Annotated in this window: 17 protein-coding genes and 3 pseudogenes; 15 read left to right on the forward strand and 5 right to left on the reverse strand. The window is 63.7% G+C overall.

Going from position 1 to position 25,016, the window contains the following annotated elements:
• Positions 1-36 precede the first annotated feature (36 nt).
• The 5 genes from ACWNC0_RS17260 to ACWNC0_RS17280 form a co-directional block, all read right to left on the reverse strand.
• Complete coding sequence (locus ACWNC0_RS17260; protein ID WP_449473372.1) at positions 37-888, reverse strand: TorF family putative porin; 852 nt, start codon at positions 886-888, stop codon at positions 37-39.
• Between the two features lie 289 nt (positions 889-1,177).
• A complete protein-coding gene (locus ACWNC0_RS17265) occupies positions 1,178-2,674 on the reverse strand; it encodes a SulP family inorganic anion transporter (protein ID WP_449473374.1) in 1,497 nt (498 codons plus the stop codon).
• Between the two features lie 5 nt (positions 2,675-2,679).
• Positions 2,680-3,378 (reverse strand): carbonic anhydrase, encoded by a 699-nt coding sequence (locus tag ACWNC0_RS17270; protein ID WP_449473376.1) that lies wholly within the window; start codon positions 3,376-3,378, stop codon positions 2,680-2,682.
• 125 nt (positions 3,379-3,503) lie between these two features.
• Positions 3,504-4,214, reverse strand: coding sequence for a response regulator transcription factor (locus ACWNC0_RS17275; protein WP_449473378.1), 711 nt, complete (start codon positions 4,212-4,214; stop codon positions 3,504-3,506).
• The gene (locus ACWNC0_RS17280) at positions 4,211-4,648 is read right to left on the reverse strand and encodes a hypothetical protein (protein WP_449473380.1); all 438 of its coding nucleotides are present in this window, start codon (positions 4,646-4,648) and stop codon (positions 4,211-4,213) included. The genes ACWNC0_RS17275 and ACWNC0_RS17280 overlap by 4 nt, the downstream gene beginning before the upstream one ends.
• 251 nt (positions 4,649-4,899) lie before the next feature.
• Here ACWNC0_RS17280 and ACWNC0_RS17285 point away from each other — a divergent pair.
• The 15 genes and pseudogenes from ACWNC0_RS17285 (at position 4,900) to ACWNC0_RS17355 (ending at position 24,941) form a co-directional block, all read left to right on the forward strand.
• Positions 4,900-6,001: pseudogene (locus ACWNC0_RS17285) on the forward strand (glycosyltransferase family 4 protein).
• A 10-nt stretch (positions 6,002-6,011) separates the two neighbouring features.
• Positions 6,012-8,231 carry an amylo-alpha-1,6-glucosidase gene (locus ACWNC0_RS17290; RefSeq protein WP_449474650.1) on the forward strand — a complete coding sequence of 740 codons (2,220 nt, stop codon included), beginning with the start codon at positions 6,012-6,014 and terminating at the stop codon, positions 8,229-8,231.
• A 463-nt stretch (positions 8,232-8,694) separates the two neighbouring features.
• The gene (locus ACWNC0_RS17295; protein ID WP_449474651.1) at positions 8,695-9,063 is read left to right on the forward strand and encodes a transposase; all 369 of its coding nucleotides are present in this window, start codon (positions 8,695-8,697) and stop codon (positions 9,061-9,063) included.
• A gap of 66 nt (positions 9,064-9,129) precedes the next feature.
• The gene (locus ACWNC0_RS17300) at positions 9,130-10,020 is read left to right on the forward strand and encodes a LysR family transcriptional regulator (RefSeq protein WP_449473382.1); all 891 of its coding nucleotides are present in this window, start codon (positions 9,130-9,132) and stop codon (positions 10,018-10,020) included.
• Positions 10,021-10,110: 90 nt separating this feature from the next.
• Positions 10,111-11,340, forward strand: a complete 1,230-nt coding sequence (locus ACWNC0_RS17305; protein WP_449473384.1) for an amidohydrolase family protein — start codon at positions 10,111-10,113, stop codon at positions 11,338-11,340.
• An 18-nt stretch (positions 11,341-11,358) separates the two neighbouring features.
• Positions 11,359-12,822: a bifunctional 3-(3-hydroxy-phenyl)propionate/3-hydroxycinnamic acid hydroxylase gene (locus tag ACWNC0_RS17310; protein WP_449473386.1), complete on the forward strand. Its 1,464-nt coding sequence runs from the start codon at positions 11,359-11,361 to the stop codon at positions 12,820-12,822.
• Positions 12,819-13,251 (forward strand): annotated as a pseudogene (locus tag ACWNC0_RS17315) (GlcG/HbpS family heme-binding protein). The gene ACWNC0_RS17310 and the pseudogene ACWNC0_RS17315 overlap by 4 nt, the downstream one beginning before the upstream one ends.
• Positions 13,248-14,148 (forward strand): annotated as a pseudogene (locus tag ACWNC0_RS17320) (VOC family protein). The pseudogenes ACWNC0_RS17315 and ACWNC0_RS17320 overlap by 4 nt, the downstream one beginning before the upstream one ends.
• Positions 14,148-14,972: a fumarylacetoacetate hydrolase family protein gene (locus ACWNC0_RS17325; protein WP_449473388.1), complete on the forward strand. Its 825-nt coding sequence runs from the start codon at positions 14,148-14,150 to the stop codon at positions 14,970-14,972. Before ACWNC0_RS17320 ends, ACWNC0_RS17325 begins: the two are co-directional and overlap by 1 nt.
• A gap of 25 nt (positions 14,973-14,997) precedes the next feature.
• Positions 14,998-17,343, forward strand: a complete 2,346-nt coding sequence (locus ACWNC0_RS17330; RefSeq protein ID WP_449473390.1) for a TonB-dependent receptor — start codon at positions 14,998-15,000, stop codon at positions 17,341-17,343.
• 64 nt (positions 17,344-17,407) lie between these two features.
• The gene (locus ACWNC0_RS17335; protein ID WP_449473391.1) at positions 17,408-18,247 is read left to right on the forward strand and encodes an alpha/beta hydrolase; all 840 of its coding nucleotides are present in this window, start codon (positions 17,408-17,410) and stop codon (positions 18,245-18,247) included.
• A 20-nt stretch (positions 18,248-18,267) separates the two neighbouring features.
• Entirely contained in the window at positions 18,268-19,614 is a 1,347-nt protein-coding gene (locus tag ACWNC0_RS17340) for a family 1 glycosylhydrolase (protein WP_449473393.1), read from the forward strand.
• Positions 19,611-20,552, forward strand: coding sequence for an alpha/beta hydrolase (locus ACWNC0_RS17345; protein WP_449473395.1), 942 nt, complete (start codon positions 19,611-19,613; stop codon positions 20,550-20,552). The genes ACWNC0_RS17340 and ACWNC0_RS17345 overlap by 4 nt, the downstream gene beginning before the upstream one ends.
• 16 nt (positions 20,553-20,568) lie before the next feature.
• The gene (locus ACWNC0_RS17350) at positions 20,569-23,898 is read left to right on the forward strand and encodes a glycosyl hydrolase (RefSeq protein WP_449473397.1); all 3,330 of its coding nucleotides are present in this window, start codon (positions 20,569-20,571) and stop codon (positions 23,896-23,898) included.
• 74 nt (positions 23,899-23,972) lie between these two features.
• Positions 23,973-24,941: a nucleoside hydrolase gene (locus ACWNC0_RS17355; RefSeq protein WP_449473399.1), complete on the forward strand. Its 969-nt coding sequence runs from the start codon at positions 23,973-23,975 to the stop codon at positions 24,939-24,941.
• Positions 24,942-25,016 lie beyond the last annotated feature (75 nt).

The following is a 25,016-nucleotide window of genomic DNA, read 5'->3' on the forward strand; positions in this document are numbered from 1 at the left end:
CATGCCGGGCCTCATGAAAGGCCCGGCATGATTTCATCAGAAAGCGGCCGACAGGGAGAATACCACCTGGCTGCGCGCGATCGACTTGCCGAAATTGTCACCGTCCTGAACCATGAAGTTCGGGCGGATGTAGGTTTCGTCCGAACGCTTGATGTCGGTATCGACATAGGCGACGCCGAGCGTCAGCGGCGTGCCGGGGATCGCCACGTCCGCGCCGACCAGCCAGTCGAGATACTTGCCCGTGGGTGCGATCGACGTGCCGTTCGGACCAAGGCCGGGGTTACCGTCCGAATAGCCCAGATGCGCCTTCAGCGTGACAGGCGTGCCCGGCACTGCGCCGCTAACGTCACCCCAGATGTACAGATTGTCTTCCTTGTCGCCCGGATTGTCGATTCCGCTGGTGGCGGTGCTCTGCCAGTTGCCCAGCGCCTGCTGCTTGGGCGCATAGGCGACGCCGAGCAGACCCTTGACCGGGCCGAGCTGGCTCGAAAGCTTCACATAAGGCTCAGCGAAGTCGGTCTTGTCCGCGCCCGACGGGTACATGTACCAAGTCAGGCCGACGTCCAGCGTCGCGCTGCCCAGCGGGATGGCATAGCCAGCGAACAGATCCAGTTCCATGTTGGAACCGCCGAACTGACCCCACCCGGAAAGGTTCGAGGCCCAGGTGCCGACATAGGCGCCGCTTTCATGGGTGGCTGTGATGCCGCCCTGAATGGCCATGCCCTTGTCGCTCTGCGACACGCCACGGAAGCGATAATCGGAAACCAGCGCAACGCTGCCCGAAACGGTGACGGGACCTTCGGCCTCTTCCTGAGCGAAGGCCGGAGCGCTCGACAACAGGGCAATAGCCGCACAGGCCATCTGCAACTTAGCGATTTTCATGAACATTCCCCTTTTTCGGTAAGAATGTTCCGTCCTGCGTCCGCGCTGGCCCAAAGGTCTGAATGCCCTGGATCCCGGCGGATTGACAGCAGGCTAGGGCGCGCCCGGATGAAGGGGAATGGACTTTTACCGCAAGTGCGAAGGTGACATTCAGGCCGTGCCATCAAAGGCACGGTTATTTGCTGATGGCGTTCCAAACATGTCTATTTGATTTCCTGATCACATCCAGACATGAAAAAGCCGCCGCACCTGGAAGGGGTGCGGCGGCTAACGACGCCTGATGGAGGGGGTAGGTTCAGGCGGCGAGGTTACGTAGGCGTCCGGTTGCGCCCGCCAGTTCGACGCTGGCTCCGGTGCCACGGCGGCGGTCCATCCATTCCCGCACCATTTCGGCGCAGGTATGATCGATATGGAGCAGCCGCTCGACGTTCAGGATGACTGGACGTTCGGCGGGAACCGACTCCAGCTTTGCGGACAATTTGGGAAGTGTCAGGAAAGTGGCCGTGCCATGCAGGGCCAATTCATGCGCGTCATCCCGCCGGTCCTCATCCATGCCCAGCCGCAAACGGCGCGCATGGGGCAGCAGCTCAAGCAGCGACAGACCAATACCCACCAGCACGCCCGTCAGCAGGTCCATCGTGACCACCATGATCAGCGTCACCGCCCACACCACGGCGGGCAGCGGGCCATAACGGTGAAGCAAGTGCTTCACATGGTCCAGGCTGACCAATCGAACGCCGGTCACGACCAGAATGCCTGCCAGCGCCGCCATCGGAATCTCACGCAGCAACCAAGGCAGCAACGCGACGAAGCCGAGTATCCAGATGCCGTGCAGGACAGCGGACATGCGGGTCTTGGCACCCGCCTGGACGTTCGCGGAACTGCGGACGATAACGCCGGTCATCGGCAAAGCGCCCGCAACGCCGCACAGCAGATTGCCTACCCCCTGCGCGCTCAATTCGCGATTATAGTTGGTCCGCACGCCATCATGCATCCGGTCCACCGCAGCGGCCGACAGCAATGTTTCAGCGCTGGCGATGAACGCGATCGCGATCGCCGTCGTGATGACCGTCGGGTTCATCAACTGCTGAAACAGCCCTTCGCCCGGCAGTGTCACCGCTGCGACGATCGATTCCGGCACCACTACGCGGGCCACCGGCAGGCTGAACAGAAATGCCACCAGCGTCGCCAGAACCACGCCGACAAGGGCGCCGGGCAGCAGCTTCATCGAAGCAGGGCGGATCTTTTCCCAACCCAGCATGCCGCCAATGGTGACAAGACCCACGGCAAAGGCGGTCGCTGCGTCCTGATTGCTCAGGCCGAAAAGCTGCCCCGGCATCGCGATCAAGTTGGCAAGCCCGCTGGAAAGCGGCTTGTCATCGAACAGGACATGGAACTGCCCTACGACGATCAGCACGCCGATGCCCGCGAGCATGCCGTGAACGACGGCGGGCGAAATGGCGCGAAACCAGCCCCCGACCCTCATCAATCCGGCGATGACCTGGATAGCACCGGCAAGGATCAGGATCGGTCCCAGCGCGGACAGGCCCTGCTCGCGCACGATTTCAAAGACGATGACGGCAAGGCCCGCCGCGGGGCCGCTGACCTGCAAGGGCGAACCGGCCAGCAGGCCGACGACGATGCCGCCGATGATGCCTGTGATCAGCCCCTTCTCCGGCGGCACGCCGGAGGCGACCGCGATGCCCATGCAGAGGGGCATCGCGACGAGGAACACGACGATGGATGCGGTGAAGTCGCGGCTGAACGTGCCGCCGGAAAGAGCCTTCAGCATGAGGCTTACTCCGCGGCCATGGCGATGCTGGTTTCACCAGCAAGGCGCCGCGCCTGTGCCTGTGCGACAGGAAGCGGATCACCTTCGCGCATGGGCATGAAGCGGCCGGTTTCCCCGTCGAGCCCAAGAACCTGGCCCGCATGAATATCGACATACCAGCCGTGCAGCGCGATTTCCCCACGCGCCACGCCCGCCGCCACCGACGGATGGGTGCGCAGGTGGTTCAACTGCACCACGACATTTTCCAGCGCCATGTTGCGCAGTTTTTCCGCGTCACCCAGATCGGACGGATAATTCTCGCGGCACACCTTTTGCGCGGCATGAGAGTGACGCAGCCATGCGGCAACATTGGGCATCGACGTCAGGTCGGCATCCGTTGCCAGCGCCTTCATCGCGCCGCAGTCGCTGTGTCCGCACACGATGATGTCGCGCACGCCCAGAACCATGACGGCATATTCCACCGTCGCGGTGACGCCGCCGAGCTGGCTTGCATGCGGGGGCACGATGTTGCCCGCGTTGCGACACACGAACAGATCGCCGGGATCGGCCTGCATGATATGTTCCGGCACGATGCGGGAGTCGGCGCAGGAAATCATCAGCGCCTTGGGGCTTTGTCCGTGATTGGCAAGCTGGTTATAAAGCGTGCTCTTGTCCGGAAAGACCTTGCTTTCGAAACTGAAGACGCGACCGATAAGCTCGTTCATGGCTTCTATCCTTCTTTTTGGTTGCCGATCAGGGGGCGGATCGGCGCTATTTCAAGGATAGGTACGTGCCTTTGCTGCGTCGCAGCGGCTTTGTTAAATAGTGTGTCTGACTGGATTTTCTGTCGTCACTGCCGCTCGACAGCAGCGCTCAGCATATATCCCGCCCCCCGAACGGTGACGATCGGCGCGGCCCTGCCACCAACGCTCAGCTTCCGCCGGACCCGGCTGACCAGCACGTCGATGCTGCGATCGGACGATGGCGCATCGCGCACACCGGCCAATTCCATGAGCCTGGCGCGAGGGATCACTGTCTGCGGATTTTCCAGCATGACCTGGAGCAGTGCGAATTCGGCGGCGGTAAGCTCAATCGGCTGGTCGGCCTCGTCCTTCACTTCACGCCGCGCGAAATCGACCTGCCACCCGTCGAACCGGGCGAGCGTACTGGCGCGCAGGCCGATCAGCCGCTCCTTTTTGCTGCGACGCAGCACCGCGCGCAGCCGGGCGGCCAGTTCACGGGTCGAATAGGGCTTGGACATATAATCGTCGGCCCCCAGTTCCAACCCCACCACCCGGTCGACCTCGCTGCCGCCCGCGCCGACCAATATGATCGGCACGTCGCTCCGTTCCCGGACGTCACGGCACAGGTCCATGCCATCGGAACCGCGCAGCGCCGCATCCAGCACCAGCACGCCCACAGGCGCGGTCTTGATCGCATTCCAGATGTCGGATGCCGACGCCGCAGGCAGCGCGCGAAAACCGCTCTGCTCCAGATATTCGCGCACCTGCTGGCGCTGTTCGGGCTTTTCCTCGGCAATCAGGATCAGCGGTGAACTCATCCGCCCTTCACTGACAGGCTGCGAAGGCCATCAAGCTCACCCTGGATAACTGCGCTGTCGCCCTGCGCCGCCGCCAGCGCCTCGCCAGCGCGCGCCTGCGCGTAGCGCCCGATTGCCGCGTCGATCTGGCCCCTCGCGCTTGCACAGTTCCCGGCGTAGCTACCCGATAGCGGGGTGAAGCGATGGATGGCCTTACCCATCGCGGCAATCGCATTGCCTTCTGCCGTCACCGAGCGGTTGACGCCCAGTTCGGCCTGCCAGCGGCAGACGGGCGTGGTCGGACGGTTGGCGAAACGCGATTCGACCTGTCGGACATGAACCGTCGATACCGTTTCGTAGCTCGTCCGATAGGCTGTGGACGCATGGCTGATGTCCGCACTGTGGACCGGAGCGACGACGGCCATGACGGCAGCGGAAGCGAAAATGGAAAGCATGCGAAGAAACTCCTTGGCATAGGAAGCGCTTGCCAAGGCATAGGCGGGGCAAATGTCTCTGAAATTTTCCGAATGTTACAAATTGTTGCTGCACACGCGGAAACGCTTCGGCGCGGCAAGGCATTTTTACGCGCCAAAATCCATCATGGTTTGAACAGCGCATGCAACTCGCCCGGCGCTCAGGCTTTTAACCCTCGTCAACGGCCGCCCGCGCCTTTGGCGCCTTCATGGCCAATGATGAGGATTGCTGAATGAAAATCGCTCAAATCGCTCCCTTGGCCGAAAGCGTACCGCCGAAGCTGTACGGCGGAACCGAGCGCATCGTTTCCTACCTAACCGAAGCATTGGTCGATCAAGGACATGACGTGACATTGTTCGCCAGCGGCGATTCCGTCACTCGCGCGGAACTGGTGCCCGTCACGGACATGGCGCTTCGCCTCAATCCCCATGTTCGCGACGCCATTCCCTATCACATGATGCTGCTGGAAGCGGTGCGCCAGCGCGCCGATGAGTTCGATGCGCTGCATTTCCACATCGACCTTGTCCACATGCCACTGGTGCAGGACATCGTCGGCCGATGCGTTACGACGCTGCACGGCCGTCTCGACCTGCCGGACCTGCGCCCTTTCTACCAGACCTTCCGTGATCACAGCCTGGTTTTCCATTTCCGATCACCAACGGCTGCCTATGCCGCCCGTGAACTGGGCAGGCACCGTCTATCACGGTCTTCCCGCGAACCTTCTACCGCCGAAAGTCGACAGCGATGACGGCTATCTCGCCTTCCTCGGCCGGATATCACCGGAAAAGCGGCCCGACCGCGCCATTCGCATAGCCGCCCGTTCCGGGAGGCCGCTCAAGATCGCCGCCAAGATCGACAATGTGGACAAAGCATATTGGGAGGCGGAGATCGCGCCGCTCATAAACCTTCATCCCAACATTCATTTCGTCGGCGAAATCAATGAAGCGCAGAAGGCTGACTTCCTCGGCGGCGCCAGCGCCCTCCTCTTCCCGATCGACTGGCCCGAACCATTTGGCCTCGTGATGATCGAGGCGATGGCATGCGCGACCCCCGTCATCGCCTTCCGCTGCGGATCGGTTCCCGAAATTATCGACCATGGCGTGTCGGGCTTCATAGTCGATACGGAGGATCAGGCCGTCGAAGCCGTTTTGCGTCTCGGTGAACTCGACCGTCGCGGGGTACGCGCCGCCTTTGACGCACGTTTCACGGCAGACCGGATGGCGGCCGACTATGTCTCGCTTTATCACGGCCTGCCTGGCGCGCGCACCGATGCCGCCCGGCTTCGTCGCGAGCGCGGCGATGAAGCGGAGCTTCACCTTCAGGTCGTCGGATAAGGAGAGTCGCATGACGGCGAGCCAGTTGCAGCCAGAAGCCTTGGCCACGGAACCGGCAAAGTCCCTGTCCCAGCAGCAGACCCAGTTCTTTATCCCGGCCACCGCTTCGCTCCACGAAAGGCGTCCCCGAACGCTGAAGCATGGGGACAGCTTCGCGGTCTTCGACCATAGCGGCGATGCGATTGCCGGACCGGGGAGTCCCGAAGGGCTTTACCACCGCGACACCCGGCACCTGTCGCACCTATATATGACGATCAACGGACTCCGGCCCATATTGCTGAGTTCCGCATTGCGTGACGACAATGCCATGCTGACCTGCGACCTCACAAATCCCGATTTTTCAGGCGACGATGGCAGGGTCGCGGTGGAACATGACCTTATCCACCTGCGCCGCACAAGGTTCCTCTGGGACTCCGCCGTCCACGAACGGATCACGATCCGCAACTTCGACACCGAAGCCCGAACGGTGAAGGTGGACATGAGCTTCGCTGCCGATTTTGCCGATCTGTTCGAAATTCGCGGCATGACACGCATACGGAAGGGGACCATGAAGCCCCCCGTCGTGGGAAGCGCCGACGTTCTCCTCGTCTATGAAGGCCGCGACGCCAAGACCCGCGAAACCCACCTCTGCTTTGATCCGGCGCCTCAAGAGCTCACCGAAAGCCATGCCATGTTCGAGGTCATGGTCCCGCCCGGCGAACGGCGCACCTTGTACATGCGCATTGCATGTGAGCGGGTCGAATTGACGCAAGAACCCTTCTCACGCCAGTTCCTCAAAACCCTTCGCGAATCCATGAAGTCGTTGAAACAGGCAAGGGCGCGCGGCGCGACCGTCCGCTCCTCGAACGCTCTTTTCGATGAGGTTACGCGCAGGTCCGTTGCGGATATCACCATGCTATCCACGGACACAGAATTTGGCCCCTATCCCTATGCGGGCATTCCCTGGTTCAGCACCGTGTTCGGCCGAGACGCCATCATCACCGCGCTGGAGACGCTTTGGTATGATCCCGCGATCAGCCGCGGCGTGCTCGGCTATCTGGCCAAGCATCAAGCCACCGCGTTCGACCCGGCAGCGGACGCGGAGCCGGGGAAAATCCTGCACGAAGTCCGCCATGGTGAAATGGCGGAACTGGGCGAAGTGCCGTTTCGCCATTATTATGGCAGCATCGATTCAACGCCGTTGTTCATCATGCTGGCTGGCGCTTATCTGGAACGAACAGGCGACCGGCCCTTCATCACCAGCCTGTTGCCGCATCTGGATGCGGCCCTCGAATGGGTCGATCAGTATGGCGACCGCGATGGGGACGGCTTCGTGGAATATGGGCGGCTCACCGATCAGGGCCTGACCAATCAGGGCTGGAAGGACAGCCATGACTCGATCTTCCACGAGGATGGCTCGATCGCGCGCGGCCCCATCGCGCTCGCGGAGGTCCAGGCCTATGTCTACGGCGCCTGGAGAGCCGCCGAGGCCATCCATCGGGCGATCGGCGATGCTCAACGCGAGTCAGACTACGGACTACGCGCCGACCATTTGCGCGACCATTTCGATGCGGCCTTCTTCGACCCGCAACTTGGCACCTATGTGCTGGCGCTGGATGGAGAAAAAAAGCCCTGCCGCGTTCGTTCTTCCAATGCCGGGCATGTGCTGTTTACTGGCCTCGCGCGGGAAGAGCGCGTGGAATCGGTGGTGCGCACGCTAATGGCGCCAGCCTCCTTTTCCGGATGGGGCGTCCGCACCATCGCATCGACGGAAGCGCGCTACAATCCAATGAGCTATCATAATGGCTCGATCTGGCCTCATGACAATGCCCTCATTGCGGCAGGCTTTTCCCGCTATGGCTATAAGCGCGAGGCGGCACAGATATTCGAAGGACTCTTCGCGGCCGCCACCTATGTGGATCTCATGCGGCTACCGGAACTCTTCTGCGGATTTCCCCGCCGCCGCGCGCAAGGGCCGACCTTCTATCCCGTGGCCTGTAGCCCCCAGGCATGGTCCGCCGCAGCGCCTCTGTCACTGATCCAGTCGAGCCTGGGTATCGGCTTCGACGTAGCAGGCCCTGAAATCTCCCTGCGCGAACCAGCCCTGCCGCGATTCCTCGACGAACTGCGGCTCTATGGCCTGCGCATTGGCGAAGCATCGATCGACATCGCCTTTGACCGGATGGGTGACAAGGTCGTGGTAAAGCCCCTCGACCGAACAGGCGCGGCGCGAGTGGTGACAATCGCTTGAGGCTTATGCCTGACGGCTCCGCGTCATCACAGGCTGCTAAAAATGGTGCAGGACGCATTCCAGAGCGAACCCGTCTCTTCCCTGCATTTCCCTGATATTGCCGTGAACTGCATTTTCGTCTGGAAATTGTCGCCATTCATGCGAAGAAAATGGCGGAAATCTGCCGTTCTGAAGAGAGATTTTCCTAGTCTCGCCAGCAGGGATTCTCTCCTTCGATTGCAGGGAAAAGCGGCAAGTCAGCAGGGAAGCTCATGTCGCCCGGCATGATCTGAAAAAAATCGTGCCGGTGTCAAACGTTGGTAGGCGCGAAAGGTCAGGACGTGGTTCTGACGCTCTCCACCAAAGGAGAACGATTATGATGCAGCGCGCAACGCGCGTACCCACTCCAAAAAGCAGATCGGCCAGATCGCCAGGAGTATCAGGAAGTTCGGATCCACCAACCCGATACTGATCGACGAGGAGGATCGGATCATCGCCGGGCACGGCCGCGTCGAGGCGGCAAAGAGCCTCGGAACGCCGGGCCTCGGCCTGGATCTTCGGCGCCATCTGCCCGGCTGAAGGAAAGGCGGCCGGCATTGTCATGCCCCACTGCAACAGCGAGGCGATGGGCTTGCACCTGGAAGAGATCGCCTTCCATGTCGCGCCTAGCGCGCACGCCGTAATCCTGCTCGACCAGGCCGGATGGCACGGCTCGAATGATCTGATCATCCCCTCCACGCCACCAGGCGTTCGCAGATGCCTCTGGTGTATGATTTTTAGGTACCGCGTGATATCTGCCGTCCAATATTTGCCTTCACTTCATCTAGATAGATCGAATACGCTCGATCCGTGATCCGTACTCTTTTCGGAGACCGAGTTAATCCAAGTCGTTGCTGTATTGGAGGGCTAGACGCTAAGCATGATTGATCCTCGCGCCCTTCGCACCTTCCTGGCCGTATGCCGGGCCAATTCGATCAGCGGAGGCGCCCGGCTGCTCAACATTTCACAACCATCCGTATCGATCACCATCGCCCAACTGGAACAATCGATCGGCGCCACCCTGCTGGAACGGTCGCGCGCAGGCATCGCGCTGACGGCGGAAGGCCGCGTGCTTCTTCGCCGCGCGCAGGCGATGGAGGGGTTGCTCAAAGACGCCGAGGAAGAATTGCGCCTCTCCCGCCAGGGCATTGCTGGGCCGCTGCGCGTCGGCGGCACGCCGGGCGCGTTGGTCAGCCTTCTGCCCGGGGCCGTCCGCTTTCTTGAGGAGGATGTTGGCAGCTTCGCGCTTCATGTCATCGAACGGCCCGATCCCGACCTCGCCACGCTCCTCCGCCAGGGCGACATCGAACTCGCCTTCGTCACCACCGGCATGGATACGCCGCCAGACGATCTGGACGAACTCACCTTTTCCCAGGATCCCTTTTCCCTGATCGTCGGGCGGGCCAACGAACATCTGCCGAGCGAAGTGTCGTTGAAGGACCTAGCCGATCTGCGCTGGGTGTTGCCCGAAGCACGCGGCGCATTCCGCAGGCAGGTCGATGCCCTGTTCCTCGCCGCCGACGCGCCGGTGCCCAACAGCAGCATCCGCTGCGACTCCCTGCTGACGACGAAGGCTATCGTGCGCAGCAGCAGTCGTGTCACCATCCTGCCCATGCAGGTCGCCGCCGCGGAACTGTCCATCGGCGTACTCCGCGCCATCGCCATTCGTGAGGCTGCTTTCCCCCGCAGCATTGGCATCCGCAAGTTGAAGGGTACCCGCCTGTCCGGTCTGGGACAACGCCTGCTCGACTATTTCATCCATAGGCCCTGACTATGGTATTAGTAAAAATGATTATTTTTCCTACGGACGAATAAGGCGCATGTAAGCCCCGGCAAACAAAATATGCCGGGAGAGGACAACATGCGGCAGCTGATCCACAACGTGCGCATCTTCGATGGCAGCGGCGCTGCCAGCGCACCGGGCGCCGTCCTGATCGATCAGGATCGCATCGCCGCCATCTTCCCCGCCGACGCTGACCTGCAGTCCATCGCCGCCGACATCCGCATCGATGGCCATGGTAACACGCTCATGCCCGGCCTGATCGACGCGCATTGCCACCTAACCTGGGGCAGCTCGGTCGAACATATCTACCACCAGTTCATCCTGCCGCCCGAAGAGCTCAAGACCGCCGCGTGGCGCAACTCCCGTGTCCTCCTCGATCATGGCTTCACCAGCGTCTATTCCGCAGGCGCGCTGGGCGAAGGCATAGAGCCCGAACTCGCCCGCGCCATCGCAGCAGGCGAGACTCCCGGCCCGCGCCTGATCCCCTCGACCTTGGAACGCAGCCCCGAAGGCGAACAAGGCGTGGAGACGGGCAACGTCTTCAACGGCCGTGGCCCTGAAGCGATGCGCGCCTTCATGGACCATTGCCGCGACACGGGCGTCAAATCGGTAAAGCTCGTCATTTCCGGCGAAGATGCGCTGAAGCCCGGCTCGGCGCAGGACATCCTCTACACCGATGAGGAAATGCAGGCGGCTGGCGAAGCGGCCAAGGCGAACGGCCTCTGGATCGCCACCCACGCCTACACCCCGCGCGCCATCGACCTCGCGCTCGAAGCAGGCGCGCGCATCCTCTACCATTGCTCCTTCGCCGACGAAGCCGCGATCGATGCGCTCGCCGCGCACAAGGACGAGATTTTCTACGCCCCCGGCCCCGGCGTCTCAGTCGCAGCGCTGGAAGCAACGCCCCCACCCCATATCGACATGAGCGCGATGAAGGCCAGCGCCACCCAGCGCATGCAACTGGAAGCAAGCCTCGTCCCCGAACTCAAGCGACGCGGCGTGCGCATCCTGATCGGCGGCGACTATGGTTTCCCCTTCAATCCCCATGGCCGCAACGCCCGCGACCTCCAGCATTTCGTCGATTATTTCGGCTTCACGCCCGCCGAGGTCCTGAGCGCAGCAACCATGCTCGGCGGCCAGCTCATGGGCGAGCAGACCGGCCTGATCAAGCAAGGCTATCTCGCCGACCTTCTTCTGGTCGATGGCGACCCCACGCAGGATGTCGCCATCCTTCAGGACCCCGCCCGTCTGCTGATGATCATGCAGGGTGGCCGTCTCCACAAGTCCGTCCAGCCCGTTTCCGCCTGAAAGAACTGACCCCGTAAGATGTTCGACGTAGCGATCATCGGTTGCGGCCCGGTAGGCGCCTTTGCAGCCAATCTCCTCAGCAAGGCCGGCCTGTCCGTCCTTGTCGTGGAGCAGGAGGCGCACCCCTATCCCCTGCCCCGCGCCGTCCATCTCGACCATGAGATGATGCGCCTGTTCCAGTCCGCAGGCGTCATTGATCGCGTAGCGGGCGATATGCGCGAAACGGAGGGCCATCTTCATGTCGGCGCGGATCATGGCGTCATCCGCTACATGGGCACGGTCGGCCGCCCCCGCCCCTTCAGCTGGTCCAACGACTATTTCTTCTACCAGCCCGAACTGGAAGAGCATCTGCGCGAAGCCCTCGCCGCCTATCCCAATGTCACCCTCCTGCTCGGGACGGCGTTCGAAGGGCTGGAGCAGGACGCTCAAGCCGTCACCCTCCACCTGTCCGGCAACCGCACCGAAAGCGCCCGCTATGTCATCGCCTGCGACGGTTCACGCAGCGCCGTCCGCAAGGCGCTCGGCATAGCCCTCGACGATCTGGATTTCGAGGAACCCTGGCTCGTCGTCGATGCCGAAGTCGACGGCCCGGTCCGCTTCCCCGACCTGTGGGGCGTACCGGAAGCCGCCGACCTGCAAAAGCTCTCTGTCATGATGTGCGACCCCAAACGCCCCGCGACCATTGTGCCGGGCCGTGGCAATCACCGCCGCTGGGAGTTCATGCTCCTCCCCGGCGAGGATGACGCCGTCATGATGCAGCCGGGCAATGTCGCCGCCCTCGTCGCCCCCTACCTCACCGGCGTGCCGCACAAGATCGTCCGCGCCGCCACCTACCGCTTCCACGGGCTGATCGCGGAGCAATGGCGTCAGGGCCGCGTCTTCCTCGCCGGGGACGCCGCGCACCAGACACCGCCCTTTTTCGGCCAAGGCATGTGCCACGGCCTGCGCGACATAGCGAACGTCGCCTGGAAGCTGGAACTGGTGCTGGCGGATCGCGCGCCCGCCACACTGCTCGACACCTACCAGACAGAGCGCGACCCCCATGTCCGCGCCGTCATCTCCGCCGCCGTCGCCGCAGGTCGCTACATCTGCATGCTCGACCCGGATCAGGCCGCCGCCCGCGACGCCCAGATGCGCGAAGCCGCCACGGGCGCGAAGCACGGCACCGCCGCCGACCTCATCCCCGCCATCGCACAAGGCGTCGTCGCCACCGGCACCCCCGGCGCAGGCGAACGCTTCATCCAGCCGAGCGTGGACGGCCAGCTACTCGATGACATCACCGGCAGCGGCTGGCGCCTCTTCGCGAGCGAGCCGATCGACGCCCCCGCGGAAATCACCGTCGTCCCCGCCAATGGCGCCATCGCCGACTGGCTCACGGCTCACAAGGCGCAAGCCGTCCTCGTTCGCCCAGACCATTATGTCTTTGGCACCGGTACGCCCGCCGACCTCCTCACCCAATGGCAAGGAAAGCTCCGGCCATGACCCTCACCCTCGCCCAAGCCCGCACTATCCTGGACGCCGCGCTCGCCCACGCCCGCGCGCAGCAGGCGCAGCCGCTCGCCATCATCATCCTCGACGCAGGCGCGCACCCCATCGCCTTCGCGCGAGAGGATGGCGCGAGCCTGTTCCGTTTCGACATAGCCAGGGCAAAAGCCTCGGGCGCGTTGGGGTTGGGGGCGGACACACGAATCATTGCGACCCGCGCCGCTTCCAACCCCACCTTCTTTCAGAGCGTGGTGGCCGTCACTGGCGGCCAGCTCGCTCTGTCAGCCCGGCGGCGTCATCATCCGTGACTTGGAAGGGCGGATGATCGGCGCCGTCGGGACCAGCGGCGATACCGGCGACATGGACGAAGCCTGCGCCATCGCTGGCATCGCCGCCGCTGGCCTCACTCACGGAGACGCAAAATGAAACTGCGCAGCATCGAACTGGCGCTGCCCCACGCCGCAGAGGCCGCCGCCTTCCTCACCGACATCTGGGGCATGGCCCCCGCCGAAGTGCGAGGCGGCACCCATTATCTGCGCGGATCGGGCAGCTTCCCCTATCTCGTCGCGCTTGAAGAGTCGGCGGAACCCCATGTCCGCTCCACCACCTTCACCTGCTCGCCCGAACGGCTCGAAGAACTGAAGGCCAGCGTCACGAAGGCGAACCTCCCCGCCAGCCCTGTCACTTCGAACGATCCCGGCAATGGCCACGGCATCATCGTCGAACTGGCCGAGGGCGAGCTGCTCCGCTTCCTCACCGATACGAGCGAAGTCGCGCCGATCGAAGGCAAGGATCTCCCCGTCAAGCTCACTCATGTGGTGTTCAACGCCACCGACGCCGAAGCCACCGGCCACTTGATCGAGGAAGCACTACGCTTCCGCGTCTCCGACCGGACGAAGGGCATGGTCTTCGTCCGCTGCAACGAGTTCCCACCACTCGACCGCCTTCGCCCGCGCGGGCTTTTCCTCCCTCAACCATATCGCCTTCGAGATGGCCGATATGGACGCAGTCATGCGCGGCATCGGCCGCCTGCGCGATCATGGCATGGCCCCCGCCTGGGGTCCCGGCCGCCACGGCCCCGGCGCCAACGTCTTCGCCTATTTCATCGCTCCCTTCGGCCCGGTGATCGAATTCTCCACCGCCGTCGAAAAGGTGCCCGACGACTACAAAGCCGGAGCCCCCGAAGACTGGACCTGGCCCGAAGGCCGCATCGATCAGTGGGGCATGTCCGACAAGGATCTCACCGGCCTCCGCGCCGCCGAGGAGAAATTCCGCCACCGCCGCGACTGGGCTCCGCAGCCCCTGAACGAGGAACAAGTCTGATGCGCTACGTGAGTTTCCGTCGCCCCGACGGCACCCCCAGCTTCGGCCGCCTGGACGGCGACGCCATCGTCGAACTGACCGGCGCCCCCAGCCTGAAAGCCGCACTCGCCGCGGGCAACCTCGCCTCGCTAACCGAGGGCGCCAGCTACAACCGCAACGACATCGTCCTGCTCCCGGTCATCCCCGACCCGGCCAAGATCCTTTGCGTCGGCCTTAACTATGCCGAACATGTCAAGGAAACCGGCCGCGAGCAGAAGGAGCACCCCGCAATCTTCGTCCGCTATGCCGACAGCCTAGTCGCCGACGGCCAGCCCATGGTGAAGCCGTCCGTCACGACCCGCTTCGACTATGAAGGCGAACTGGCCGTCATCATCGGCAAGCCCGCGCACAAGGTCGCCCGCGCCGACGCCATGGCCCATGTCGCCGGTTACGCCTGCTTCAATGACGGCTCCGCCCGCGACTGGCAGCGGCACAATATCCAGTTCACACCCGGCAAAACCTTCCCCGGCACCGGCGGCTTCGGCCCCGCGCTGGTGACGCCGGACGAGGCGGGCGACATCAGCGCCCAGCGCGTCCAGACCCGCCTCAACGGCGAACTGGTCCAGGATCAGCCGATCAGCGACATGATCTGGGATATCGCCACCGTCATCGAATATATTTCCGCCTTCACGCCCCTTGCCCCCGGCGACGTCATCGCAACAGGCACTCCCGGCGGCGTCGGCGATAAACGCACCCCGCCGCTCTACATGAAGGCCGGGGACAAGGTCGAAATCAGCATCGGCGTCATCGGCACGCTAACCAACCGCATCATCGACGAACAGTAATCAACAAGGGGAGAGGATCAACGTCATGAGAAAGTTCACCACGCACATAACCTTGGGCAGCGCCAGCCTGCTCGCCATCGCGACGCCTGCATGGGCGCAGGAAACAACCGCGCCGCAAGCGGCCGAGCCCGTCGCCTCGACGGACATCATCGTCACCGCCACCCGGCGCGCCGAACGCCTGCAGGACGTCCCACTCGCCGTGTCGGCTCTTAGCGGTGACCAGCTTGCCGCGACCGGCTTCAAGGACCTCACCAACATCGCCTACACCTTTTCGGGCGTGCAGTTCGGCACCACCCCCAACGACGCTGGCTTCCGCGTTCGCGGCGTCGGCACGCTCGGCGGCTTCACCAGCGCGTCCGAAGCGCCGGTCGGCCTGGTGGTCGATAATGTCGTCATCGGCTTCGGTAGCCCGGTCAACAGCCTTGGCGATCTGGAACGGATCGAAGTGCTGAAGGGACCGCAGGGCACCCAGTTTGGCAAGAACGCCTCTTCGGGCGTCATCAACATCACGACCAAAAAGCCCGAACTCGGCGAATTCAGCGGCAATGTTTTCGCCTCCTATGGCTCGTTCGACGAGCGCGACATTCATGGCGCGGTCAACATTCCGATCGGCAGCAAAGCCGCGCTCAACATCTACGCCTTCGACCGCGCCTATGACGGCTTCATCAAAAATGTCGTCCGTGATGAAACATGGGGCGGCCAGCATTATTATGGCACACGCGCCAAGCTGCTGGTCGAGCCCACCGATGGTCTCTCGGTCACCCTGATCGGCGACTATTCGCGCCAGAAGCAGAAGGGACCCGGCCAGACCTGGACCCTCAACAAGCTCTCAGCCGCTCAGACCGCTCCGGGCGGCATCGCTGGCGTGCCCTTCGTCAATCTCGCGGCGCTGGGCGTCACGCCCGGCCTGCACAATGAAGAGTCCATCGAAGATGGCGCGGGCTTCTACGACGTCGAAAATTACGGCGCCTCGCTTCAGGTCGATCTTGAACTGGGCGATCATACCCTGACCTCTGTATCGGCCTGGCGCGAATTCAATGAAGCGCCCTTCACCTATGCGATCGACGGCCTTCCCTATGAGAAGTTCTTCGCCAAGTCGAAGGGCGAAACCAAGCGCTTCTTTTCGCAGGAACTGCGCCTGACATCACCCCAGGGCCAACCGCTTGAATATATTGCGGGCCTGTTCTTCTCGCGGCAGAAGACCGGCCTTGGTGGCGGCCAGAGCGCGATCTTGCGTCCGGCGCTGCCCTATTCGACCTTCCCGACCGTCTCGATCACCGCAGGCTATAACGTCACGCGCACCACATCGGACAGCGCCGCGTTGTTCTTCGACGGCAAATATCATATCACTGACACGCTCAGCCTGATCGGCGGCGCGCGCCTCACGCGGGACAAGGTTAAGGCGCTGAACTACTCCTATGCCGATCCGGAACTGGCGCCGTTCGATCCGCCTTCGCCCGCCAATAATTTCACACCGTCGGGCACAGCGCCTTACGACGTTCGCGCGCCGCAGACCGGCCGCGCAAAGAAAACCGACATTTCGGGCCGCGCGGGCCTCGAATATAAGCCCAACCGCGATCTCCTCTTCTACGCCACCTACGCACGCGGTTATCTGGGGCCGACGGTCACCTTCTCGGGCCTCACCGGCACCCGCAGCACGGTCGCGCCGCAGACGGTGGACGACATCACGGCGGGCGCGAAGATGCAGTTCCTCGACCGCACGCTGACCGTCAACCTCAACGCCTTCTGGGACAAATATAAAGATCTTCAGACGTCGGTCTTCGATGGTCAGGAATTCCTCACCGAAAATGCCGGTGGCGCGGAAGTGAAGGGGTTTGAAGTCGAGCTGGTCGCCCGTCCTTCCAAGACCTTCTCGGTCAACGCGTCCCTCACCTATTCGGACGCGAAGTTCACCGATTATGTGACGGCCTGCCCGACCGTGTTCGTCGTTTCGGGCACCGCAGCGACGGTCTGCAACGCCTCGGCAACGCCGGGTCAGTTGTTTGACGCCAGCGGGGAAGTCCTGCCCGGCTCACCCAAATATAGCGTCGTGCTGGGCGCGAACTGGGAATATCCGGTCACCGACCGCCTGACCTTCGACGCGTCCGGCAACCTGTCCTTCCGGTCCAAGACACAGAATGCGGTGGGTGACAAGAATACCATCCAGCCCGCCTATGAAGTGGTGAACCTCAATCTTGGCATAGGCGATGCGGACGGCGCATGGCGCGTTGGCGGTTTCGTGCGCAACCTGTTCGACGTCGATTTCAACTCGGCAATCCTTGGCCTCCCCTTCTCGGACGGCGGCTACGTGAACTGGCGGACTCGTGAAGCCGAGCGCACCTTCGGCGTGTCGTTCGAAGCGCGTTTCTGATCAAAAGCTGGCGGGCGGTCCAAATGAGATCGCCCGCCTCTGTTGCCAGCTAAGGACGAAACGGATGAGGCACGATATCGCCGCCATGGGCCAAGCCCTCGGCCCTGACATTCTAGCCCGCTGCACCGCGTTATTCGATGCGGAACAGAGCACCCTCGCCGCTCGCATCCCCGCCACCGCGACGGACATCCCCTATGGCCCCCACGAGCGCCACCGCCTCGACCTCTACCGCCCGCAATCCACATCCTCCGCTCCCATCCTCATCTTCCTCCACGGCGGCGGCTTTCTGAAGGGCGACAAGGGTGGCGATCAAAGTTGGCCCAACGCCAATGTCGGCCGCATGGCGGCGCAGGCGGGTTTCATGGGCATCGTCCCCAACTACCGCCTCGCGCCCGACCACCCGTGGCCCGCCGGTCCCGAAGACGTTGCCTCCATCATCGCCTGGACGAAGAGCAACGCCGCCCAGCATGGCGGCGACCCCAGCCGCATCGTCCTCATGGGCACCTCGGCAGGCGCGGTCCATGTCGCGGGATATTTCCAGCGCCACGGCGCCACCGATATCCGCGCCGCCATCCTGCTCTCCGGCCTCTATGGCTACACCCCGCTCGATGAACGCGACACGCTCTATTATGGCGACCCAGCACTCTACCCCGACCGCATGCCGCTCGAAGCCGTGGCCTCGACCCCCCTCCCGCTCTTCATCGCCTGCGCCCAGCATGACCCCGCCCGCTTCCAACAGGAATTTCTCGGGCTGATGCAGGACCGGCTCAACCGCCACGGCGCCATGCCGCGAGCGATGATCGTCAGCGGCCACAATCATTACAGCCTGCCCATGCACCTCGGCACCAGCGACCGCCGCCTCGCCGACGAAATCTGCGCCTTCATCAAAGACACAACAAACTAACCCGAAAAAGGGAGAGAGACATGATCGACCGCCGGACCCTAATCGCCACCGGCGCGGCTCTCGCCGCCAGTCCCGCGCTCGCAGCCGCAGACCGGCTGAGCGGCCGCCGTTTCCCGCAGGGCTTCCTCTGGGGCGCCTCCACCGCCGGGCATCAGGTGGAGGGCAATAATGTCGCCAGCGACCAGTGGTTGCTCGAAAATATCAAGCCCACCATCTATTCCACGCCCTCGGGCGACGCCGCCAACAGCTTCGCCCTGTGGCCCCAAGACATGGACCTCGCCAAGGGCATGGGCCTCAACAGCTATCGCTTCTCCCTCGAATGGGCGCGGATAGAGCCCGAACCCGGCCTCTTCTCCATCGCCATGCTCGATCATTACAAGCGCATGATCGAAGGGGCACGGGAACGCGGCCTGAACCCGGTCGTCACCTTCAACCATTTCACCGCGCCGCGCTGGTTCAGCGCCATGGGCGGCTGGACCAACAGCGAAGGCATCCAGCTCTTCAGCCGCTTCTGCGACCGCGCCGCCCGGCATCTGGCAGGCGGCATCAGCCACGCCATCACCTTCAACGAACCGAACATCCTCCTCGTCCTGCGCGCCGTGGTCCTGCCGCCTCAGGTCATGGAGGCGCAAAAGGCGATGCTCGCCGAAGCAGCCCGCCGCATGGGCACGCCCAAATTCACCGCGCTCAACGCCGCCAACATGGACGATCTCGACGCCATGCAGGCAAACCTCGTCCCCGCACACAAGGTTGCAAAGGCTGCGATCAAGGCCGTGCGCGGCGACCTACCCGTCGGCCTCTCCCTCTCCATGTTCGATGACCAGGCCATCGGCCGCAACAGCCCCCGCGATGCCAAGCGGCGGGAGCTCTACGGCGCATGGCTGGAAACCGCGCGGGCCGACGACTTCCTCGGCGTCCAGAATTACGAACGCAATATGTGGAGCGACAAGGGCAAGCTTCCCCCGCCCAAGGGCGCGCAACTCAACTATTCCGGTGCGGAAGTCTATGCCCCCTCCCTCGCCGGGGCCGTCCGCTACGCCCATGAAGCGACCGGCGTCCCCATCTTCGTCACCGAACATGGCGTGGGCACCGATGACGACAGCATCCGCGCCCGCTTCATCCCCGCCGCCCTCGCGGAGCTGCAAAAGACCATCGCGTCGGGCGTGCCCGTCATCGGCTACAGCCATTGGTCGCTTATCGACAACTTCGAATGGATCTTCGGCTATCGCCCGAAATTCGGCCTCCACAGCTTCGATCCCACCACCTTTGTCCGCGTTCCCAAGCCCAGCGCGACCGTATATGGTGCAATCGCACGCTCCAATGCGATTTTATGCACAGAACAGATAGAGAGGAGACCCGTTCGATGAAGCGCCCGGCCCTGACCACCCTCGTCCTGACCACGCTCACCTTGGCGATCGCCGCCCCCGCAGCCGCGCAAATGCAGCTCACGCCGATCGCCAAGCCAAAGCTCGCCGAAATCCCGCTCTATCCCTCCGCCAAGGATGCCGACAACGAACAATGGGAGCATTACAGCGTCCGTTATGGTCAGCTTCACATGGAAAATGACATTGTCCGCAATGTCACGCGCCCGACGATAACGCCCTATCTCCCCAACCCTGCAAAGGCCACTGGCGCAGGCGTCGTGGTCGCGCCCGGCGGCGCTTTCCTTCAACTTTCCATGGTCAGCGAAGGCGAGGAAATCGCCCGTTGGCTCGCTGCCCAAGGCATCGCCGCGTTCGTCCTCAAATACCGCCTAAACGAATCCCCCCGCGACGCGAAGGCCTACGGCACATTCATGGGCCAGCGCATGGCGCAGGCAACCAAGCCCGGCGCGGTGGACCAAATCAAGGAACCCCGCGCGACGCAGGACGCGCTGACCGCCCTCGCGATGATCCGCAGCCGCGCCAAGGAGTTCCGCGTCGATCCCGCCCGCGTCGGTATGATCGGCTTTTCCGCCGGAGCCATGACCGCGCTCAGCGCCGCGCTGGAGGGCCAGGGCGACGCCCGCCCCGCCTTCATCGGCTATATCTACGGCCCCATGACCGCCGTCACGGTCCCTGCCGACGCCCCACCGATGTTCGCCGCCATCGCCATGGACGACGGGCTGTTCAAGAAGCAGGGCTTCGCCATCGCCGACGCCTGGCGCAATGCCCGCCGTCCCGTCGAACTGCACGCCTATGAACGCGGCGACCACGGTTTCGGCGCTGGCCGCCCCGGCACCACCTCGACCGGCGTTCTACCGCAATTCGCCGACTGGCTGCGGATGCACGGCTGGCTGGCCGACGCCCCCGCTACCGCCCGTTGATCCAAAGGATACCGGCATGAAGACCCGCGCCCTTCGCCTTGCGCTGCTGCTCGCCTGCACCGCCTTCGCCAGCCCGCTGCTCGCCGACGATCTGGCGGACGGTTTCCACAATCCGCCACAAAGCGCCCGGCCGCGCGTCTGGTGGCACTGGATGAACGGCAACATCACAAAGGAAGGGATCGACAAGGATCTCGATTGGATGGCGCGCATGGGAATCGGCGGCGTCCAGAATTTCGACGCCAGCCTGGAAACGCCGCAGATCGTGCCCAAGCGGCTTGTTTACATGACGCCGGACTGGAAAGACGCCTTCGCCCACGCCGTCCGCACCGCTGATGCCAAGGGCTTGGAATTCGCCATCGCCTCCTCCCCCGGCTGGAGCGAGACGGGCGGCCCCTGGGTCAAGCCCGAAGACGCGATGAAAAAGCTCGTCTGGGCGGAGACCACCGTGCGGGGTGGCCGCCGCGTTACGGGCGCGCTGCCTCAGCCACCCGCAACCGTCGGCCCCTTCCAGAGCGCATCCTTGCCCCCCGCCTTCGAAGGCATGGGCGGCTCGAAAACGCTCGCCCCACTCTATCGCGACGTCCGCCTGCTCGCTTATCCGGTAAAGCCCGCCAGCCTGCCCCGCCCGCAAATGCGTCAAGGCGACGGCACCGCCATCGATGCCGCCGCGCTCGACGATGCCGATCTCAATACCACCGCCCAAATCACCACCGGCACCCCCGATCAGCCCGGCACGCTGATCCTCGACTATGGCAAGCCCGTCACGGTCCGCTCCGCCAGCCTCTTCGTCCCCAATGCCAAGCCGCCCTTCCGCGACCCCGCCTACCGTCCGGTGCTAGAGGCGGAACAAGGCAGCGACTGGCGCCAGGTCGGCGACTTCCCCCTTTCCGAAGCCGCTACCACGATAGCCTTCCCCGCCGTCACCGCCAGCCGCTTCCGCATCGTCCTGCGGCGCAACGACGCGCCCCGCGCGCCCGGCCTTGGCGACGGCGTACCGGGAGCCGTCACCATCGACTTCTTCGCTAAGCCGTCCAAACCAAAGCTGGCCATCGGCGCGCTCCAGCTATCCGCCGAACCACGCCTCGACCGCTTCGAGGCCAAGGCGGGCTTCACCATCCTGCGCGACTACGCCGCCCTCCCCGCCGGATCATCCTCCACCGCTGGCGCCGTAGACCCATCGAAGGTCATCGACATCAGCAGCCATCTACGCCCCGACGGCACGCTCGACTGGACCCCGCCTTCGGGCAGCAACTGGCGCATCCTCCGCCTCGGCTATTCGCTGCTCGGCAAGACCAACCATCCCGCCACCGCCGAAGCGACCGGCCTTGAAGTCGACAAATATGATCCCGCCGCCGTGCGCCGCTACATGGAAACCTATCTCTCCATGTATCGCGACGCCGTCGGCCCCGGCTGGATTGGCGCAAAGGGCATCCGCGCGCTCGTGACCGACAGCATAGAGGTCGGCCCCTCCAACTGGACGCCGCGCATGGTGGAGGAATTCACGGCCCGGCGCGGCTATGATCCCCTGCCCTATCTGCCCGTCCTCACCGGCGCGATCGTCGGCTCGCCCGCGCGTAGCGACGCCTTCCTCCACGACTATCGCCAGACGCTGGCCGATCTTCTCGCCGACGCCCATTATGGCACCATCGCGAAGGTCGCGCATGAAAATGGCCTCATCCTCTATGGCGAAGCGCTGGAGGATGTGCGCCCGGTCCTGGGCGACGACCTCACCATGCGCAGCCATGCCGATGTGCCGATGGCCGCGCTCTGGACCTGGAACCGCGATGCAAAGCCCCGCCCAACCCTGCTCGGCGACATGAAGGGCGCGGCATCGGTCGCCCATATCTACGGCCAGAACATCGTCGCCGCCGAATCCATGACATCCGCCATGTCGCCCTGGGCCTTCGCGCCTTCGGACCTGAAGCGCATCATCGACCTGGAATTCGCGTCCGGCATCAACCGGCCGATCGTCCACACCTCCGTCCATCAGCCGGTCGATGACAAGGTGCCGGGCCTTAGCCTCATGATCTTCGGCCAATATTTCAACCGGCATGAAAGCTGGGCGGAAATGGCGCGGCCCTGGGTCGATTACATGGCCCGCACCAGCTTCCTGCTTCAGCAAGGTCGCGATCACGCCGATGTCGCCTGGTTCCATGGAGAGGACGCGCCGATCACCGCCCTGTTCGCGACCGCAGAACCGGCGGGATTGCCCAGGGGCTATGGTTATGACTTCGTCAACGCCGACATCCTCGCCAATGTTCTGAAGGTCGAGGATGGCCAGCTGGTCGCGCCCGGCGGAGCTCGCTACCGCGCCCTCTATCTCGGCGGATCGAGCCGCGTCATGACCCTGCCCACCCTGCGCCGCATCGCCGCGCTCGCCGACGCAGGCGTCCCCATCATCGGCGAAGCGCCCCAGCGCGACCCCGCCATGAAGGATGATCCCGCCGCCTTCGCCGCGCTTGTCGATCGCTTGTGGAAAGGCACCACCACCGCCAAGCCGCGCATCATCCCCGCTCAAGACCCGGACGCCGCCCTTGCCCGCATCGGCATCGCCCCTGATTTCCGCGTCACCGGCGGTGCGCCCGACAGCGAATATCGCTTCGTCCACCGCACGCTGCCGGACGGCGAACTCTATTTCGTCAACAACCGCCAGAACCGCGCGGAAAAGATCGAAGCCCGCTTCCGCGTGACCGGCCGCCAGCCCGAAATCTGGCGCGCGATCGACGGCACGGCAGCACCTGTCTCCTACCGCACCGAAGGCCAGGAAACCGTCATCCCGCTGGACGTCGGCGCAGAGGATGCCTTCTTCATCCTCTTCCGCAAGCCCGCCAGCGCCCCCGCCACGACGATCCCCGCGCCCAACCCACGCCAGATCGCAACCCTGGACCAGCCATGGCAGATCAGCTTCCAGCCCGGCCGGGGTGCGCCCGCCACCCTGCCGATGCCCCAACTCACACCACTCAACGAAGCGAGGCAAGAAGGCGTCCGCTACTTCTCCGGCATCGCCGCCTACACAAGCCGCTTCACTCTGCCCAAAGCCGCAAAACGCGGCCAGCCACTCTGGCTCGATCTTGGGAAGGTAGGCGACCTCGCCGAAGTCCGCGTCAACGGCCAGCTTGCCGGGACCAGCTGGTTCGCCCCCTATCGCCTCGACATCGGCCGCTTCGTCAAATCCGGCAGCAACCAGTTGGAGGTGAAAGTCGCCAATCTCTGGGTCAATCGCCTCATCGGTGACAAGCAACCCGGTGCCAAAACCATAACCTTCACCGCCGCTCCTACCTATAAACCGAACGCGCCCCTACGTCCGGGCGGTCTGATCGGTCCGGTGACGCTGTGGACCAAGTGAAATCTCAGGCTCATCGCGTGGACCGCAGGGGATTTATAGGGTCGGCGGCCGCCCTATTGGCGGCGCTTCCCTCTATGCTGCGGGCCGCTCCATCGCGCCGGTCTTCGCTGGCGCGGGTCATCATCGACAATGACTTTGCCGGAGATCCCGATGGCTTGTTTCAGCTCGCCCATCATCTTCTTTCCCCCTCCGTGAATATCCCGATCATCGTCAGCTCCCACCTGCCCCCGGCCTTCGGCGGCGCGTCGTCTGCAGCGGACGGCCTGGCGAAAGCAAAACAGCTACTCGCTGTCCTGAAAGCGCCCAGGACGCCACATCTGCTGACCGGATCGGAAAGCTCGATCGCCTCGCGTGACGCCTGGAAGCCCAGTCCCGCCACCGCCGCGATCGTTCGGGAAGCCATGCGCGAGGACACAAATGAGCCCCTCGTCTACGCTGCGGGCGCGGGGCTGACCGAACTTGCCCTCGCATGGCTCGTAGAGCCACGCATCGGCCGCCGACTGAAGCTTGTGTGGATCGGCGGACGCGAACATCCTGGCGTCGCCTATCCGCCTCCGGGTCCGGATGAGGCCGAATTCAATTTCTCGATCGATCCCCTGGCAGCGCGGCTGATCTTCAACGAATCCGATATCGAGATCTGGCAAGTCCCGCGCGACGCCTATCGGCAGCTGCTGTTCAGTTCGGCGGAAATGCAGGACCTCGCCGCCTCAGGGCCGCTTGGCCGCTTTCTGAAGCTGCAAGTGGACGAAATGGACTCTAAACTCGCGGCGATCCCTGCATTTTCCAGCATGCCCTCGTCAGAAGTTATTGGGCTCGGCGACAGTGCGCTGGTGACGCTCACAGCGCTGTTGCCGCCCATCCAGCCCGATCCATCGTCGAGCCGGTACATTCTCCAGCCGACCCCTCGTTTGACTTCCGATGGCACCTACATCGCCAGGCCGACCGGCCGACCGATGCGTGTTTACACCTCGATCGACGCAGGCCTTACCATTCGCGACATGGTGCACAAGTTCAGGCGGCCACAGGTTCACCGGGAGCATTGATGGGGGCGAGCCGCTATGATGCTGTGCCAGAGCAGTCGAAAGTGAGACAAGGGGCGCGTGAAGGCCCCTTGCGCC

It is taken from the genome of Sphingobium chungangianum (assembly GCF_977014255.1).